Source organism: Pedobacter sp. UC225_61 (assembly GCF_044452285.1).
Lineage (GTDB): Bacteria > Bacteroidota > Bacteroidia > Sphingobacteriales > Sphingobacteriaceae > Pedobacter.
The window spans coordinates 60,568-78,112 of the sequence record NZ_JBIOAL010000001.1 but is presented as its reverse complement, the minus strand read 5'-3'; the positions used below and the strand labels follow the sequence as shown (position 1 = coordinate 78,112).

The window sequence follows — 17,545 nt, the reverse complement described above, 5'->3', positions numbered from 1 at the left end:
CTATCAACTATGAAAAAATATATATTAGCTAGCTTTTTACTTCTAATTGGATTAGGGGCATCAGCACAAAAGTTTGCTTATGTGGATACGGAATACATCCTTAAGCATTTACCGGAATATAAATCTGCATTAAGTCAATTAGACGGATTATCTCAACAATATCAAAAACAAGTTGATGATAGTTTTAGTGAAATTGATAAAATGTACAAAGCGTATCAGGCAGATCAAGTTTTACTAACAGATGATATGCGTAAGCGCAGAGAAAATGATATTATTGAAAAGGAAAAGAAAGCTAAAGAATTACAGCGTCAAAAATTTGGGCCAGAAGGAGAACTTTTTCAAACACGTACAAAACTGTTAAAGCCCATTCAAGATAAGGTATCAACTGTGATTGGGGAAACAGCGAAGAACAAATTTATTGACTTTGTATTTGATAAAAGCAGCGAATCTACCATGATGATTTACGCAAGTAGCAATTATGATATTAGTAATGACGTTATTACTAGGTTAGGTTATAAACCTGGTACACTTGTAAAATAGAAACAAAACATATAAATTATAAAACAATTATTAAGTAAAATAGAAAAATGAGAAAGTTAATTAACGTATTTTTTGTTGCAGCTGGATTATTGCTTACTGCGAATGTTGCGAATGCTCAACAAAAATTTGGTCACCTTAATTCTGATGATATTTATGCGAATATGCCAGAAGCTAAAAACGCACAAACTACATTAGAAACATTGGCGAAAACAAAACAAGCTGAAATTGATAAAATGATAGCTGAATATCAGACTAAAGCTTCAGCTGCAGAAGCAAAACAAAAAACTTTAAGTGAGGCTAATAAAGATGTAGTTATTAAAGAACTTCAAGCTGCACAAACAGATTTGCAAGATCTTGAGAAAAGAATTGGAGAGGCTCGTACTAAAGCGACTAATGATGTGCAAGCTAAACAAGGAGAATTATTCCCTCCAATTAACCAAAAATTAGCTAGTGCAATGAGCGCTGTTGCTAAAGAAAAAGGCTTAGCTTATGTTTTCGATACGTCAGTAGCTCAAGGTTTTAATAACTTAGTTTATTTTGATGGTGGCGAAGATATTACTGCTGCAGTTAAAACTAAATTAGGTATTTCTAATACTCCTGCGGCTACAAAACCAGCAGCAACACCAGGTAAAAAGAACTAATTAGATATAATTTAATATCTTTAGCGGAACTGAGTTTAATACTTAGTTCCGCTTTTTTTATTGTTTGAATGTTGGAATTTTAACGTTGGAATGTTTTGGATCCAGAACATTCCAATTTTTCAGCCTTCCAACCTTACAAGTATATTATGGATAACATCGGTTCAATTGGGGTTTTCGATTCGGGTTTTGGCGGACTGACCGTATTTAAATCTATTGCCGAAAAACTTCCAACCTATAATTATATTTATCTGGGTGATAACGCTCGTTCTCCTTATGGTGATCACTCTTTTGAAACCGTTTATCAATATACCCTAGAATGTGTTGAGTGGCTTTTCGCACAAGGTTGTCCGTTAGTTATTTTGGCTTGTAATACAGCTTCCGCAAAAGCGTTGAGAAGTATTCAGCAGTTAGATCTGCCTCAAAAATATCCAAATAACAGAGTTTTAGGCGTAATTAGACCAACCGCCGAAGTTATAGGGGATTTCACCAAGACTAAAAATATTGGTGTTATGGGCACTCGTGGAACCATTAATTCGAATTCTTATCCAATAGAAATTAGTCACTTCTTCCCAACGTTAAAAGTGCATCAGCAAAGTTGTCCAATGTGGGTTCCTATTATAGAGAATGGCGAACATTTAGGAGAAGGAGCAGATTTCTTTGTGAAAGAATACATCCAGCAACTGTTGGAAAAATCATCTGAGATAGATTGTATTTTATTAGCATGTACACATTATCCCTTATTAATTCCAAAAATCGAGCAGCAACTCCCAAAGCATATTCAAGTACTCTCGCAAGGTGAAATTGTAGCGAATAGCTTAGCGGATTATCTCCAAAGACATGCTGAAATAGAAAATAAATTAGCAAAACAGGCTAAGAAAACATTTTACACATCAGGAGATGTTAACACATTTAATGCCCATGCATCTGTATTTTTAGGACAAGAAATCGAAGCTCAAAAAATGAATAACGCACTTTTGCCATAGTTCAAAAATTAACATTCAGATGATCAGAATGTTAAGAATCAGTATATTTCTTGTTAGGTTTTAAAATTTTAAAAGGGTAAATTTGCAGCTCAATCACAATCAATGAGCGATCAGATCAAACACGAATGCGGGATAGCCTTTATCCGCTTGTTAAAACCTCTCTCATACTACCAAGAAAAATACGGTACAGCACTCTACGGCCTCAATAAGTTGTATTTATTGATGGAAAAACAGCACAATCGTGGACAGGATGGAGCAGGTATAGCAACTATTAAATTAGACATGAAACCTGGTAGTCGCTACATTAGCCGTTACCGTTCCATGGCTCAAAATGCAGTGGCTGATATTTTTGGATATGTACAAAATAAATTTGTAGATATTCAGAATGAAACACCGGAATTGATGAAAGATACAGAGTACCTTAAACAAAACGTAAGCTTTATTGGCGAAGTTTTATTGGGTCACTTGCGTTATGGTACACACGGAAAAAATAGCATAGAAAATTGCCACCCTTTCTTACGTCAAAATAATTGGATGACCAGAAATTTAGTGATTGCTGGTAATTTTAACATGACAAATGTTGATGAACTTTTAGAACAATTATACGAGTTAGGTCAACATCCAAAAGAAAAAGCAGATACAGTTACAGTTCTTGAAAAAATTGGTCATTTTCTAGATGATGAAAATCAAGAGCTATTTGACGAATACAAAAAAGAAGGATTATCGAATGTAGAGATCACGCATAAGATATCAGAAAATTTAAATATGGCCAACATCCTTCGTCGCTCTGCGAAAGATTGGGATGGTGGGTATACGATCTCTGGTATTGTTGGTAATGGCGATGCATTTGTTTTAAGAGATCCTTCAGGCATCCGCCCTGCGTTTTATTATGCAGATGATGAAATTGTTGTAGCGGCTTCAGAAAGACCTGCTATACAGACAGCCTTTAATGTTCAAATTAAACAGGTAAAAGAAATTGAACCTGGACATGCATTAATCGTTAAAAAAGACGGTACAGTTACACAAGAAATGTATCGTGAACCTGTAGAAAAAAGAGCATGTTCATTTGAGCGCATCTATTTCTCAAGAGGAAGTGATGCAGATATTTATAAAGAACGAAAAAAACTAGGTGATTTATTAATTCCTCAGGTTTTATCTTCAGTAAAGAATGATTTAAAGAATACGGTATTCTCCTTCATTCCTAATACTGCCGAAGTTTCGTTTTACGGCATGGTAGAAGGGTTACATAATCATGTGAGAGAAATTCAGAAAGATGCGCTGTTAAACCGTAAGGAGAAACTTAATGATGCTGAGCTAGATGAATTGTTGTCGATGTCGCCAAGAGTAGAGAAATTAGCGATTAAAGATGTAAAACTCCGCACTTTTATCACGCAAGATGCGGATAGAGGAGAAATGGTAGCTCATGTGTACGATACTACTTACGGTGTTATAAAAAATCATACCGATACTTTAGTAGCTGTGGATGACTCTATAGTTAGAGGTACAACTTTAAAGCAAAGTATCATTAAGATTATAGATCGGTTACATCCTAAAAAAATCGTTATCGTTTCTTCAGCACCTCAAATTCGCTATCCAGATTGTTATGGAATTGATATGTCTAAGATGGGGCAATTTGTTGCTTTTGATGCGGCAATTCAATTGTTGAAACAACGTGGAATGGAGCATATTATAGAAGAAGTTTATGAGAAATGTAAAGCTTCGTTATTGCTACCTAAAGAAGAAATCGTAAATCATGTAAAAGAGATTTATAGACCATTCCAACAACAAGAAATTTCTGATCAGATTGCTAAAATTATTACCCCAGAAGGAACAGTTGCTGAAGTAGAAGTAATTTATCAAACGTTGGATAACTTACATATCGCTTGCCCTGACCATACCGGCGATTGGTATTTTTCAGGAAATTACCCTACACCAGGTGGTAATAAAGTAGTAAACAAAGCATTTGTAAACTGGAAAGAAGGAAATAACCAGAGAGCGTATTAAAACTTTTAAAGTATCCTATCTGTTATCAATTAAAATAGTTGATGATGAAAAGGATAGTTATATGTATGTTGGTTTTGTTGAACTTTTCTTGTTCAGATTCCAATCAGAAAAAAGTTGACGATGCTATCGCTAAAACAAGCGATAGTCTAGTATCTAAGTTGGATAAGGTAAATGATAGCTTAAAGGGAGTAAAAGAGAAGATTGAAAAAAATATCCCAAAGGTTAAAATAGAAAAGTACCAAGAAATTCCGATTAGTTTACAATGGATAAGTTTTGATAAAACCGGCTCTGCTAAATTAGTAAAAGCAGAAAACAACTGGTACACCCTCAAAGGCGAACAAACCAACGTCAACAATGAATACCTAAAAATTGATGGGAAAATCAGTAGAATTGATAAAGACCATCTGAAATTCATTGGAACAATCATCACTTATATCAAGTATAATAATGGCGGTAAACCATGTGAAAAAACTGGAGAACAAGTTTTCCTGAAAAAGGATAATCGCAGTTATTATAGGTTACAAAATATGGGAAATTGCGAAGGGGGAAGAGTGGTTGATTATGTAGATGTGTACACTATAGATAAATACCTATAACCCTTAATAATATTGATGATAAGTTTTATAGATGAGCCATATAGCAAAGGCAATGATAATAATGCCAGCAATCTTATTTAGCTTCTTTAAAGAGTCCTCTTTTATCCTGTAACGTAATTTACTAGAATAATAACTTTTTAAGCCATCTATGGTTAATTGTGTAGCCATGGCAATAAAAAAGCAGAACAACTTCTCATCAAGTGAATTTAGTTTAGCGGAGATAATTCCACTTACAATAATCCAAAACATGAGGGTAGAAGGTGTTAAAATGCACATCAGAAATCCTTTGAGCAGATAACCTCTTTTGCTCACCTTTATTAGGGTATTGTTTTCGTAATTAATAGAAACCTTTGAGTATAGGTAATAGATACCAACAGCAAATAAAAACAAACCACCTATAATACCAACGTATTTGTCAAAACTTTCCTGATATACTAAGAACTGACTTCCATACAACACCAGTCCAATCAAAATAACATCGCTAATGATTACACCAATCGCTAACGAAAATCCGGCTTTAAACCCTTTTTCGATACTGGTCTTAATCATCGCAAAAAAAACAGGACCAGTTAAGAATGAGGAAATTAGCCCAGCTCCCATGCCCAATAAAATCGCTTCAAACATTAGCCTAACATATTAGTTATGCTAATATGCGACTTTTTAAGCTAAAATCTCTCCATTTTTTGGTTTGATTTTTCATTTAATTTTTTTTAATAGTCTAAACATAACAGTCATATTACTTGCTAAAAGCATCAAATACCAACTGTGTAAAAATTACACTTTAGTAAGCAATAAATTTTATTTATGTTTAACAAACTAAATTTAAAATTAGACTTACTTAAACTCTAAATCCTAGTATGGAACAAAATTCACAAACCAAATGGGGGCAGTTCATTCCCTTAGTTACGGTATTCTTTTTTTGGGGCTTCGTAGCAGCCAGTAATGACATATTAATTCCGGTATTTAAAAAAGCATTTGATTTATCGCAAAGCGAAAGCCAGCTGGTTTCTATTGCATTTTATGTAGCATATACCGTGGGTTCATTAATCTATGTCGGTATTTCGGGCTTAATGAAAAAAGATTTAATTAATACGATTGGATACAAAAACAGTTTAGCCTTGGGACTTACTATTTCTGCTGTGGGGACATTATTATTTTATCCAGCTGCAAATTTAGGTTCATTTCCTTTAATGCTTTCAGGTTTATTTATTGTAGCACTTGGTTTCTCATTGCAGCAAACTGTTGCAAATCCGCTTGCTATTGCTTTAGGGCCAATTAAAACAGGCTCACAACGTTTAACCTTAGCAGGGGGGATTAATAACTTAGGGACTACAATTGGGCCGTTAATTGTAAGTTTTGCTATTTTCGGATCAATATCAAGTGCAACCAACGACGTGAGCATTGAAAGTGTTAAAATTCCATATCTATGTTTAGGCGCTGCATTTTTAGCAGTAGCACTTTTTTTGAAATTATCTCCACTTCCAGATAAACCAGCTTTAGTTGAGGCTAAATTAGACGATGCTTCGGTAAAAGGATCTGCGTTGAAATACCCTCAATTATTGCTAGGTATGATTGGTATTTTTGTGTATGTAGGTGTTGAAGTATCTACAGCAAGTAATTTACCTGCATATATGGAAAAAGATTTAGGTTTTGCGATTAAAGATATTGCACCATACATTTCTTTGTATTGGGCAAGTATGATGATTGGTAGATGGACAGGTGCTGTTGAAGCTTTTACAGATAACGTAGGCACTCAAAAGATTTTAAGATTTATAGCTCCTTATTTAGCTTTTGCTATATTCTTAGGTGTTAATGCTGCATTTGGTCACGATTTACAACCGTTTTATGTATATGCATTAATCATTTTAGTATTAATTATTGCAGATTTCATCAGTAAAGGTAACCCAGCTAGAATGTTATTAATCTTCTCTGGCATTGGAATTTTAGCATTACTAATCGGAATGTTCACTACAGGTATGGTAAGTGTATATGCATTTACAAGTGTAGGTTTATTCTGCAGTACCTTATGGCCATGTATTTTCACACTTGCAGTAAGCGGTTTAGGTAAACATACAAGTCAAGGAAGTAGTTATTTAATTATGATGATTATGGGTGGTGGTATTGTAAGCTGGTTACAAGGTTACGTTTCACAAATTCCATTTATTGGTATTCAATACAGTTACATTGTAGGTATTTTATGCTTTGTATATTTAGCATTTTATGCTTGGAAAGTAAGCGGAATACTTAGAGCGCAAGGAATTAATTTTGATGAAAAGATTTCTGGCGGACATTAAACCGAAATATATTTTATTTAGAGCCCCGATATAATCGGGGCTTTTTTTTTGCTTTTAATCAAACGTTTGCGCAGTTTTTTAGTGCAAGATGCCTTTAATTTTTTCTTATGTTAGATAAAATTTAAACCTAAACTAAACAATGACTTCTATTTCAAACCAAAACAGAACGGCATTATTGCCTATGGTAATTTGCTGTGCTCTGTTTTTCATTTTCGGCTTCGTAACTTGGGCAAATGGCACATTAATCCCTTTCTTAAAACTAGCTTTAAACCTAGAAACAGATTTAAAAGCATTTTTTGTAACCTTCGCTTCTTATATTGCTTACTTTTTTCTCGCTTTACCAAGTTCTTGGATTTTGCAAAAAATTGGTTTTAAAAACGGATTGGTTCTAGGCATGGTCATATTAGGCGTAGGTTCGCTCATATTTATACCCGCTGCAGATAATAGAAGCTATGGTTTGTTTTTAACGGGCATCTTTATTCAGGGTTCTGCGATGGCTTTGTTGCAAACTGCAGTAAATCCATACCTAAGCATTATTGGGCCAATTGATAGCGCTGCTGCACGAATTTCCATTGCGGGTTTGTGTAATAAAGGAGCAGGTGTATTGGTTCCTATTATCTTTGGTGTATTGTTTTTAAAGAACTCGGCAGAAACGACGGCAAAGATTAAGGCAACTACCGATATCAATGCAAAAAATGCAATTTTAGATGAATTATTGCAACGAGTGCATACACCTTACATTGTGTTAGCAGTAGTTTTTGTGCTCTTTGCGGTATTAATTAAGTTTGTCAATCTTCCCGAAGTAGAAGCTGAAGAAGAGGTAATTGATGAAACCAGTAAAGTAAAAGCGAAGTCGAGCATATTTCAATACCCACACTTGTTTTTAGGTGCTTTTGCTATATTCTGTTGCGTAGCTGTAGAAGTGATGGCTGGAGATGGGATTGCAACCTACGGGCGTGAGTTAAATATAAATCCAAATATTGTACGTTTCTCTACTTCTTTCACATTGATTTGTATGTTAGTAGGTTACGTAATTGGAGTTATTGCCATTCCTAAAATTATTAGTCAGCAAATGGCACTACGTAGCTGTGCTGTTTTAGGCGTTACATTAACCTTCGTGTCAGCTTTTTCAACAGGCAATGTATCTTTCTATTCGGTAGCATTATTAGGTTTAGCGAACTCGCTAATGTGGCCAGCCATTTTCCCATTAGGCATTAAAGGTTTGGGAAGATTTACCAAAACAGGTTCTGCAATTATGATCATGGGAATTGCTGGCGGCGCCTTGGTTTTGCCAATTTATGGTTTCTTAAAAGATAGGTTAAATATAGATTTTCAACATGCATTTTTATATACGCTATTGCCAGCTTACCTATATATTATATTTTTTGCAATTAAAGGGCATAAGGCAGGCTTAAAGAAATAAAGAAAGGCAATTACCGAAATAAATTAGCCTTATCATTTAAGGAAAAAACACTAATTTTGAAAGCGCTCTGATATCTTCGGAGCGCTTTTTAATTTACACAAATGGCAAAACAAGCTTTCAACGAAATATTTATGAATTTGGCATCAGATTTAGCTACGCGTTCGCATTGTGTACGGGCACATGTTGGTGCAGTTTTAACAAAAGATACACGGATCATCTCCATCGGTTATAACGGTCCACCAGCGGGTACACATAATTGCGATGAAGAATGGCCAGAAACAGGTTGTGCTAGAGATAGCAAAGGAAGTTGTTCTTTAGCCTTACATGCTGAAGAAAATGCGATTTTGTACGCCGTAAAAAATGGATCGAAGATAGAAGGAGCTACCATTTACACCACACTTTCACCTTGTATTGCTTGTGCTCGATTAATTTTATCCTCAGGAATAAAGAAAGTTTACTTTAAAGATTCGTATGCAGCTTACAAAGGCTTAGCAAGCGATGAAGGTGTAGATTTCTTAGTTCGTTTTGGGGTGAAGGTGATGCAGCATAAAATAGAGGGATAGTAGGCTTTGCTTAGTTAAATATACCTAATCCAAATATTTCGAAAATTCATACGTTAGTACAGTTCCAAACTTCTTTGCAAGGTCATTCATTTTTTCAAATGCTGCTTTATGGATACTATTTGCAATACCACTATGATCAATTCTTAAATAACTGTTTTTAATAGGTACACCTGAAGCATCTACTTCGGTATTTGATTTCCATTTACCGGTCACCGTAATTTTATCGTCTCTACAATCAAAATCAAAGTAGGCAGTCGCTTGATCTTTAACGGAAATGGAACCTGTTTTAATCTGAAATCGATCTTTATCTAAATCTGCAATTTCGATGTTCATTTTTGTCAATAATAATCTAACATCTGTAAAATTTGCATAGGCGGTATTCTTATTTAAAAGGATAATACTATTGGCATTGCTAGGAATTTCTTTTTGGGCAAATGTTGTAAATGGCAATAGTAGGCATAAGAATAGTAATCTTTTCATGGGGATATTCTTAATTTTTAGTTTTGAATAAGATATTAATTTAGTAAGAATAAGTTTTTATCCTAAAGCTACTATTTTTATATCTTTTCTATAAATCCATTAATTTTTACAGGTTAAGTTAGGTAAGATTGGTAGCGAAGGTCTACAATCCCTTTGCCCTTTCAGCTTAAAACGTTATCTTTGCCCATGCTAGAAAAAATCATCATTCTCGATTTTGGTTCTCAGTTTACACAGCTTATTGCCCGTCGCGTTCGCGAACTAAATGTTTACTGCGAAATCCATCCATTTAATCATATCCCTGCCTTAGATTCTACCGTAAAAGGAATTATTTTATCAGGTAGTCCTTATTCTGTTCGTCAAGAAGATGCACCATTTGTAGATTTATCTTTATTTACAGCCTTTCCATTATTGGCGGTTTGTTATGGTGCTCAATTTATTGCACAACAAAGCGGAGGAGATGTTCAAGCTTCATCAACAAGAGAATATGGTAGAGCAAATTTGAACTTTGTAAATAACGCAAATAAGTTATTTAAAGGGATTAACATTGATTCTCAAGTATGGATGAGCCATGGCGATACAATTAAACATGTACCAGATAATTTTGAGATTATTGCCAGCACATCAGAAGTGAAAGTAGCAGGGTATCAAGTAAAAGATACCGATACGTATGCTATTCAATTCCACCCAGAAGTGACACACAGTACAGATGGCAAAATATTATTAGAGAACTTTTTAGTAGATATTTGTGGTTGTTCACAAGATTGGACAGCAGATGCATTTGTTGAAACGACTATTGCCGAGCTTAAAGCTAAAATAGGAAATGATAAAGTAGTTTTAGGTTTATCTGGTGGTGTCGACTCGAGTGTGGCAGCGATATTATTGCATAAAGCCATTGGCAAAAACTTGCACTGCATCTTTGTAGATAATGGATTGTTGAGAAAAGATGAGTTTGAAAGCGTGTTGGAGCAATACAAAGACATGGGTTTAAACATCAAAGGTATTGATGCAAAAGAGAGGTTTTTAAGCCAGTTGGCAGGTGTAAAAGACCCCGAATTAAAACGCAAAGCGATTGGTAGAGTATTTATAGAAGTGTTTGATGATGCAGCGCATGAAGTACAAGACGTAGTGTGGTTAGCTCAAGGAACAATTTACCCAGATATTATTGAATCAGTTTCTGTAAAAGGACCATCTGCAACCATTAAATCACATCATAATGTAGGTGGATTGCCAGATTTCATGAAGCTAAAAGTAGTTGAACCGTTAAATACCTTGTTTAAAGACGAAGTAAGAAGAGTAGGGAAAACGTTAGGCATCGAAGGATTTATTTTAGGTCGTCACCCTTTTCCTGGTCCAGGTTTAGCAATTCGAATTTTAGGAGATGTAACTCCAGAGAAAGTAGCTATTTTGCAAGAAGCAGATGCTATTTATATAAACAATTTAAAAGAAGCTGGGTTATATGATAAAGTATGGCAAGCTGGCGCTATTTTCCTTCCAGTACAATCTGTTGGGGTAATGGGCGATGAGCGAACCTACGAAAATGTAATCTGTCTTCGTGCAGTTGAATCTGTAGACGGAATGACGGCAGATTGGTGCCATTTACCTTATAACGTGCTCGCAAAAATTTCTAATGAAATTATTAATAAAGTAAAAGGAATTAACCGAGTTGTATATGATATTAGTTCAAAACCGCCAGCTACTATTGAGTGGGAATAGAATTTGGCTGCTAATTTTTAGCGCTGTATTCATTGCATCCTGTTCGCCAAAAGTGAATAGTGGTGTAATTAAACCAAGTAAGGATGCGCCACCGGTTGTAAAAGTGGAGAAACCTGTAAAGCGATTTACAGCAGCTGATATATCGGTATTAATTCCATTTAAGTTAAACCAGATCAATTTAGAAACGGCTACAAAAGCCCAGCTTCAAAGAGCTGATATGGCTATTGATTTTTACCAAGGTGTAAAATTGGGGATAGACTTTGCTGCTGCTTTAGGTCTTAATTTTAAATTGAATGTTTTTGATACGAGAGATGATAACAGCCAATTATCGGTTCTTCTTAAAAAAGGAGATCTAAAAAATAGTAATCTTATCATTGGTCCTGTTTTTCCTGAGGGTATAAAATACATAACGACCTATGCTATTGCAAATGATTTAGCTATCGTTTCGCCATTGGCAGCGTCTAAACCTAGCGATTTTAACAACCCAAAATTAATTTCCATTGTAAATAATATAGATCAGCACGGTGCTAAAATAGCCGATTATATTGCAGATCATTACCAAAGTAGCAATTCGATTGTGGTTTTAATTAACCCTAAAAAAACAGCGGATGAACAATTTGCTATGCCAATAAAAAATCAGTTTAAAGCAAAATACCCATCGTTTATTGTTCAAGAATTTACATCCACTTATGCCTTTGAAACCAGAATGATTAAAGGTAAACGGTATGCAGTGGTTGTTTGTTCCTCTGAAATGGCATTTGTAAAGCCGAGTATTGATAAATTATTTAAGTTAAAAAACTTAAAAACGATCGACTATGATATTAACCTTTTCGGTCACCCGAACTGGATAAAGCAAACGTATAACTTAGATCAATTGCAGGGTTTAAATACCATTATAAGTACATCGTATAAAATTGATTATAAAAGTTCTGCAGTAATTAATTTCATCAAAAAGTACCGTGCTCAATTTAACTTCGAACCAAGCGAATACTCCTTTAAAGGATTTGATATTGGATTTTACTTTGGCAAACTATTAGCGAAGCATGGCGCAGATTACCTTGCTTATTTAACGAAAGAGAAATATAAAGGATTGCATAACTCATTCGAGTTTGGTTTTAATCCACAATATGGATATTATAACACCGAGTTAATGTTAGTGCAGTACAAAAATTTTAACTTGAACACAGTTGAGTAAATAACATATGAGGGTAGAACATCAGGTAAGAGCATTTGAACAACTTTTAAAAAGTTACGATGGGGTGTTGCCTTTGCATCGACATTTATTCAGTTATTTTAAGCAGAACAAACAAATGGGCTCGTCGGATAGGCGATGGGCAACACGTTATATTTATAGCTTTTTTAGATTAGGAAAGGCTTTAAGTAAACTAGCCGATTTAGAAAGATTGGCAATTGCTGATTTTTTATGTCATGACACCAGGAGTTTAATCGTCTCCACTTATTTACCAAAATTAGAAGAATCAATTTCTAAATCGGTTGATGATAAAATAGCCTTAGTTAAACAGCACTATCCAGCGTTTAAACTAGAAGAAGTTTTTCCTTTTACTGCAGAGCTTTCAGCAGGAATTGCAAAAGATGAGTTTTATCCAGCCTTCTTTGTTCAGCCAGACTTATTTATTAGAGTAAAAGAAACCCATATACAAGCCATCTTTAATCAACTAAAGGCGAATGAGGTTCCATATCAAGAAATTTCTTCAACTACGTTGGCATTACCTAACGGGACAAAATTGGAACAGGTCATTAACGATCCAAGATTGTATCAAATTCAAGATCTTTCTTCGCAACAAACTGGTGCGTATTTTGAACCTAAAAAGTACGATTATTGGTGGGACTGTTGTGCTGCATCTGGCGGAAAGTCAATCTTACTCCATAGTTTGGAGCCTAATTTGGAACTTTTAGTGAGTGATGTACGAGAAAACAGCCTATCGAATTTACAAGAACGTTTTCTGCAAGCGGGCATTAAGAAATACCATTTAAAAGTAATTGACCTCTTACAAAATAACGATCAGATTTTACACCATTACGAGTTTGATGGCATTTTGTTAGATGCCCCATGTTCGGGTTCTGGAACGTGGAGACGTACACCTGAGATGTTATATTATTTCGAAAAGTATAAAATAGAGAACTATGTAAAGTTGCAAAAAGCAATCGCAGCAAACGTAGTAAAGTACCTAAAACCAGGCAAACCATTAATTTACATGACCTGTTCTGTTTTTAAAGCAGAAAACGAAGATGTAGTAAATTATCTAGTCGATAATTTTGAGTTGAAACTAGAGAAAATGGAATTGATTAAAGGATATGGAGCTAAAGCAGACAGTATGTTTGTTGCTCGATTAATCAAGCAAGAAAAGGTTGGCTAGTGATGCCAATGTTTAAGCTTTCCTTTCAAATGCCTAATGGCTTCGAAAAGAATGGCTAATGCGCCAATGATTACCGTAAATTGCTCAAAACTGTTCATTACAAATGATTACTACTATAAGACCAATTTACTGAATATTTGTTACAATCCCATATGGGTTGAAATAATATATAAGTCGTATCTCATTCTCTATATTCACTTTCAATATTTGTTAGTCCTGAATTATTTATCATAAGTAATGGAATATCAAAAGTTAGGTACTGACGCTTACTTTCAATATTCGTCCCCGTATTAAATTTATTATTATTAAATACTATTTCTCCATTAAACCAACAGTCGCAAAAGTTAACAAATCCTTTAAATTCATTGTTGCTAAAAAGAATAGGATGTTCTAGTTCATTGTGTCCTCCAGCTTGGAAGTCTAGATCTTTGTCAAAGATGCAGTCTTCGATTAAAAGACCCTTTATAAAGTAACAGAAGCTAAATGATGCATCCTTAAAATGACAGCTTTTGAATATAACTGGCTTAATAAATCGAACCATCATACATTTTAAATTCTCAACAATACAATTTTCAATTATCAGAGGGTTTTCAAAATCTTCATCTCCATTAATTTCTAAATCTCCATAAATTATTAAGTCGTTTAAAGGCAGACCTTCAGCTATAGCTTCGTATACTTTTTTTGCGGATATGCTTTGTTGTGAGTTTGGCGTCATGAATTGCTTGTAACTTTCGTACTGGAAATAGCATTAGTTTTATAACTACAATCCCGTATTCGTCCTGAATAATTTTATAGCGATTGCTAATAGAATAATACCAAATGCTTTTCTAAGAATATTCAATCCGGTTTTACCGAAAAGCCTTTCTAGTCTGTCTGTATTCTTTAAGACAAAATAAACGAAAATCATGTTTAGGATAATACCTACAATAATATTCTGGGTAGCGTACTCTGTTTTCAAGGAGAGTAGGGTAGTCATTGTTCCTGCACCAGCAATTAAAGGAAAAGCTAAGGGTACTATCGATACCGTTTCTGGTGCATCTTCTTTAAAAATAGTTAAGCCTAACACCATTTCCATGGCTAAGGCAAAAATTACAAAAGAACCTGCAATAGCAAAAGATTGCACATCTACGCCAATTACGCTTAACAACGTTTTACCAGCAAATAAGAAGACAATCATTAAGGCTGTGGCTACTATTGCTGCCTTTTCAGATTGAATATGTCCTGCCTTTTTACGCAATTCAATTACAATAGGAATAGATCCTAAAATATCAATAATGGCAAACAACACCATTGTAGTAGATAGTATTTGACTGAAATCGAATTGTAAATGTTCCATAATCGGGATGGTTTATCACAAATGTAAGATTTATGTGTAGATATTAATCTTAGTTCGATTAATATTGTTTGTATTAGAATTGTCGTCATTGCGATGTACGAAGCAATCTTAAAGCGATAGGTTATCATATTTGTATATGTTTTAAGATTGCTTCGTCGTTTCTCTCCTCGCAATGACGATAGCCTTAGCGGCAGCGAGCCAAAAAACACTCGCCTTTGCGAAGGGGGTCCTTCACCGACTGTGGCAATCTCTTCACGCAATAACGACAACAAGTAAACTGCAAATAGGAGATTGCCAAGGCTTGTGAAAAACAAGACTAGCAAAGACCGACATAGAGGTAATGACGCGAGCGATTTACAACCCTTTCCAAACCACAAACCAGTCCCAAGAACTTTGGCCGGCCTTGAAGCATTCCGAAGGAGAACGCATGCAAACTTTTGCACTACTGTTCAAAAACCACAGCCCAAAACAATGAGCCAGTTCGATCCTTCATCGAACAAGCTGCTTGTTGCCCTAGAAGTTTGGATAGCGTAATCCAAGGAATGATTTCACAGCCTTGATTTTTTGGTTACTTTTTCATCAAGGAAAAAGTAAATTGATCTTCGGCTATCAAGAGCCGAGGCAAGCCAGAGCGTGAGCTAAAATTATATATCAACAAAAAAGCCACCTCAATTTAATGAGATGGCTTTAACTTATTTTAAGTTAAATTATTTTGCTTGGATATTTTTTGCAGTTGCTATTCTGAATATATAAATAACAACGTGTAAAGCTGCAAAACCTAATGAGAAGTAATATAAACCTACATCTAATTTAACAGTTGGATCAAGTTCTAAGGCTTGTAATGATAAATGGTGGTGTAAAATTGCCACGATAATCAACAATACAGCTAATACTAATCCGATGTATGAAACAGTCTTGCTGCTTTTTGACATTGTTGCTGGAACATTATCAGACAACAAACTGTTTTTAATACCATAGAAAAGGTAAACATTAATACCGATAATCATCCATACCAATAAACGAACCCAAGTATCAAGTGGTAAGAATACCATCATTCCTAAACATACCAATACCCCTAAAATTGGAATAAGTGGTACCAAAGGAACTTTAAATGCTCTAGGTAAATCTGGCATACGTTTTCTCAAGATCATAATACCAATACATACCAAGATAAACGCAAATAAGGTACCGATACTCGTCATTTCACCAACCACATTTGCAGGTACAAATGCAGCAAATAAACTTACAAATACCATAAACAATAAATTGCTTTTTGCTGGTGTACCGAATTTAGAGTGAACATTAGAGAATACTTTTGGTAATAAACCATCTTTACTCATAGAGAAGAATACTCTCGATTGACCCATTAACATCACTAAGATTACTGATGCATAACCGCCCAAAATAGCTAAGATAATTGCTTTGTTTAACCAAGGATATGCTGGAGCAACAACACCTGCGGCATTTTTAACGCCCATGTTATCAATAGCAACAGCAACTGGTGCAATACCATCCTGACCTTTAAATAATTCATAATTTGCAACACCTGTCATTACGTGAGCAAATAAGATATATAAAATGGTACAGATAAACAGTGAAACTAAAATACCGATAGGCATATCTTTTTTAGGGTTTTTTGCTTCCTGCGCAGCAGTAGATACCGCATCGAAACCGATGTAGGCAAAGAATACAATACCAGCAGCTCTAATAATTCCCGAAATACCATATTCACCAAATTTCCCAGTATTTGAAGGGATGTAAGGTGTATAGTTTTCAGTATTAATATATTTCCAACCTAAGAAGATGAAGATTAATACGATTACAACTTTAACTGCTACAATTACACCATTAATTACTGCCGATTCTTTAGTTCCTTTAATTAATATTAAAGACATTAACACAACAATAAATACAGCAGGTAAATTCATGATTTCACCCCCAGTTGCAGTAGAATCAAAAGGAGACATGGTTAACTCATGGGGTAGCCCGACGTTAAAATATCCGAGGAACTTGACCAGGTATCGACTCCAACTAATGGAAACCGTAGCGGCACCAACAGCATATTCAAGTACTAAATCCCAACCAATAATCCAGGCAACAAATTCGCCCATGGTGGCATAAGAATAAGTATAAGCACTACCAGCAACTGGTATCATTGATGCAAATTCTGCATAGCATAAACCTGCAAAAGCACAACCAACAGCTGCAATAATGAATGAAATGGTAATTGCAGGACCAGCATTGTTAGCTGCCGCAGAACCTGTAATAGAGAATAAACCAGCACCAATAATAGCACCAATTCCCAAAGCAACTAGATTTACGGGGCCAAGGGTCCGCTTCAGCGTGCCTTCTCCGCTCTCTTCTGCTTCTTTTGTAAGTAAGTCAATTGACTTTCTAAAATTCATAGTTTAAGGTTTAGTTAAAGTGTTTCAATACGTTTTCAGTTTTATTAAATATAGGTTCAAACCTAAATAAAAATTAGGTAAAAATAAAGGGGATTTTTATTCAAACCCCCTTTATTTGGTAACAATTATAAATATACTAAGGATGAGTTAGCGTATCCACACTATTTGTAATGGTATCTATCTTAACTG

At 34.9% G+C, this 17,545-nt stretch carries 16 protein-coding genes; 11 read left to right on the top strand and 5 right to left on the bottom strand.

Annotated features, from left to right (window positions below):
- Positions 1-9 precede the first annotated feature (9 nt).
- From ACHMWN_RS00355 to ACHMWN_RS00335, 5 genes are all read left to right on the top strand, one after another.
- Positions 10-540 (top strand): OmpH family outer membrane protein, encoded by a 531-nt coding sequence (locus ACHMWN_RS00355; protein WP_397296787.1) that lies wholly within the window; start codon positions 10-12, stop codon positions 538-540.
- A gap of 47 nt (positions 541-587) precedes the next feature.
- Positions 588-1,181: an OmpH family outer membrane protein gene (locus tag ACHMWN_RS00350; RefSeq protein WP_397296785.1), complete on the top strand. Its 594-nt coding sequence runs from the start codon at positions 588-590 to the stop codon at positions 1,179-1,181.
- Between the two features lie 146 nt (positions 1,182-1,327).
- Positions 1,328-2,164, top strand: coding sequence for a glutamate racemase (gene murI / locus ACHMWN_RS00345; protein ID WP_397296783.1), 837 nt, complete (start codon positions 1,328-1,330; stop codon positions 2,162-2,164).
- 102 nt (positions 2,165-2,266) lie between these two features.
- Positions 2,267-4,168 carry an amidophosphoribosyltransferase gene (locus ACHMWN_RS00340; RefSeq protein WP_397296780.1) on the top strand — a complete coding sequence of 634 codons (1,902 nt, stop codon included), beginning with the start codon at positions 2,267-2,269 and terminating at the stop codon, positions 4,166-4,168.
- A 44-nt stretch (positions 4,169-4,212) separates the two neighbouring features.
- Positions 4,213-4,764, top strand: coding sequence for a hypothetical protein (locus tag ACHMWN_RS00335; RefSeq protein ID WP_397296777.1), 552 nt, complete (start codon positions 4,213-4,215; stop codon positions 4,762-4,764).
- Positions 4,765-4,767: 3 nt separating this feature from the next.
- Here the strand turns inward: ACHMWN_RS00335 and ACHMWN_RS00330 are convergent, their stop codons facing one another.
- Complete coding sequence (locus ACHMWN_RS00330; protein WP_397296774.1) at positions 4,768-5,388, bottom strand: LysE family translocator; 621 nt, start codon at positions 5,386-5,388, stop codon at positions 4,768-4,770.
- 233 nt (positions 5,389-5,621) lie between these two features.
- Here ACHMWN_RS00330 and ACHMWN_RS00325 point away from each other — a divergent pair, with 233 nt between their 5' ends.
- The 3 genes from ACHMWN_RS00325 (at position 5,622) to ACHMWN_RS00315 (ending at position 9,044) form a co-directional block, all read left to right on the top strand.
- Positions 5,622-7,058: an MFS transporter gene (locus ACHMWN_RS00325; RefSeq protein WP_397296772.1), complete on the top strand. Its 1,437-nt coding sequence runs from the start codon at positions 5,622-5,624 to the stop codon at positions 7,056-7,058.
- Positions 7,059-7,197: 139 nt separating this feature from the next.
- Positions 7,198-8,481, top strand: a complete 1,284-nt coding sequence (locus tag ACHMWN_RS00320) for a sugar MFS transporter (RefSeq protein ID WP_397296770.1) — start codon at positions 7,198-7,200, stop codon at positions 8,479-8,481.
- 101 nt (positions 8,482-8,582) lie between these two features.
- A complete protein-coding gene (locus tag ACHMWN_RS00315) occupies positions 8,583-9,044 on the top strand; it encodes a deoxycytidylate deaminase (protein ID WP_397296767.1) in 462 nt (153 codons plus the stop codon).
- A 24-nt stretch (positions 9,045-9,068) separates the two neighbouring features.
- Here the strand turns inward: ACHMWN_RS00315 and ACHMWN_RS00310 are convergent, their stop codons facing one another.
- Positions 9,069-9,524 carry a hypothetical protein gene (locus ACHMWN_RS00310; protein WP_397296764.1) on the bottom strand — a complete coding sequence of 152 codons (456 nt, stop codon included), beginning with the start codon at positions 9,522-9,524 and terminating at the stop codon, positions 9,069-9,071.
- Between the two features lie 186 nt (positions 9,525-9,710).
- On the opposite strand from ACHMWN_RS00310, the gene guaA reads away from it, so the two are divergent.
- The 3 genes from guaA to ACHMWN_RS00295 are packed head-to-tail and all read left to right on the top strand — an operon-like array spanning position 9,711 to position 13,615.
- The gene (guaA, locus tag ACHMWN_RS00305; protein ID WP_397296762.1) at positions 9,711-11,237 is read left to right on the top strand and encodes a glutamine-hydrolyzing GMP synthase; all 1,527 of its coding nucleotides are present in this window, start codon (positions 9,711-9,713) and stop codon (positions 11,235-11,237) included.
- On the top strand, positions 11,194-12,432 hold the full coding sequence (locus ACHMWN_RS00300) for an amino acid ABC transporter substrate-binding protein (protein WP_397296759.1): 1,239 nt from the start codon (positions 11,194-11,196) through the stop codon (positions 12,430-12,432). Before guaA ends, ACHMWN_RS00300 begins: the two co-directional genes overlap by 44 nt.
- Positions 12,433-12,439: 7 nt before the next feature.
- The gene (locus ACHMWN_RS00295; protein ID WP_397296757.1) at positions 12,440-13,615 is read left to right on the top strand and encodes an RsmB/NOP family class I SAM-dependent RNA methyltransferase; all 1,176 of its coding nucleotides are present in this window, start codon (positions 12,440-12,442) and stop codon (positions 13,613-13,615) included.
- 181 nt (positions 13,616-13,796) lie between these two features.
- Here the strand turns inward: ACHMWN_RS00295 and ACHMWN_RS00290 are convergent, their stop codons facing one another.
- From ACHMWN_RS00290 to ACHMWN_RS00280, 3 genes are all read right to left on the bottom strand, one after another.
- Complete coding sequence (locus ACHMWN_RS00290) at positions 13,797-14,330, bottom strand: hypothetical protein (RefSeq protein ID WP_397296755.1); 534 nt, start codon at positions 14,328-14,330, stop codon at positions 13,797-13,799.
- Between the two features lie 45 nt (positions 14,331-14,375).
- Positions 14,376-14,951, bottom strand: coding sequence for a MarC family protein (locus ACHMWN_RS00285; protein ID WP_397296752.1), 576 nt, complete (start codon positions 14,949-14,951; stop codon positions 14,376-14,378).
- A 707-nt stretch (positions 14,952-15,658) separates the two neighbouring features.
- Positions 15,659-17,356, bottom strand: coding sequence for an amino acid permease (locus ACHMWN_RS00280; protein ID WP_397296749.1), 1,698 nt, complete (start codon positions 17,354-17,356; stop codon positions 15,659-15,661).
- Positions 17,357-17,545: the final 189 nt, after the last annotated feature.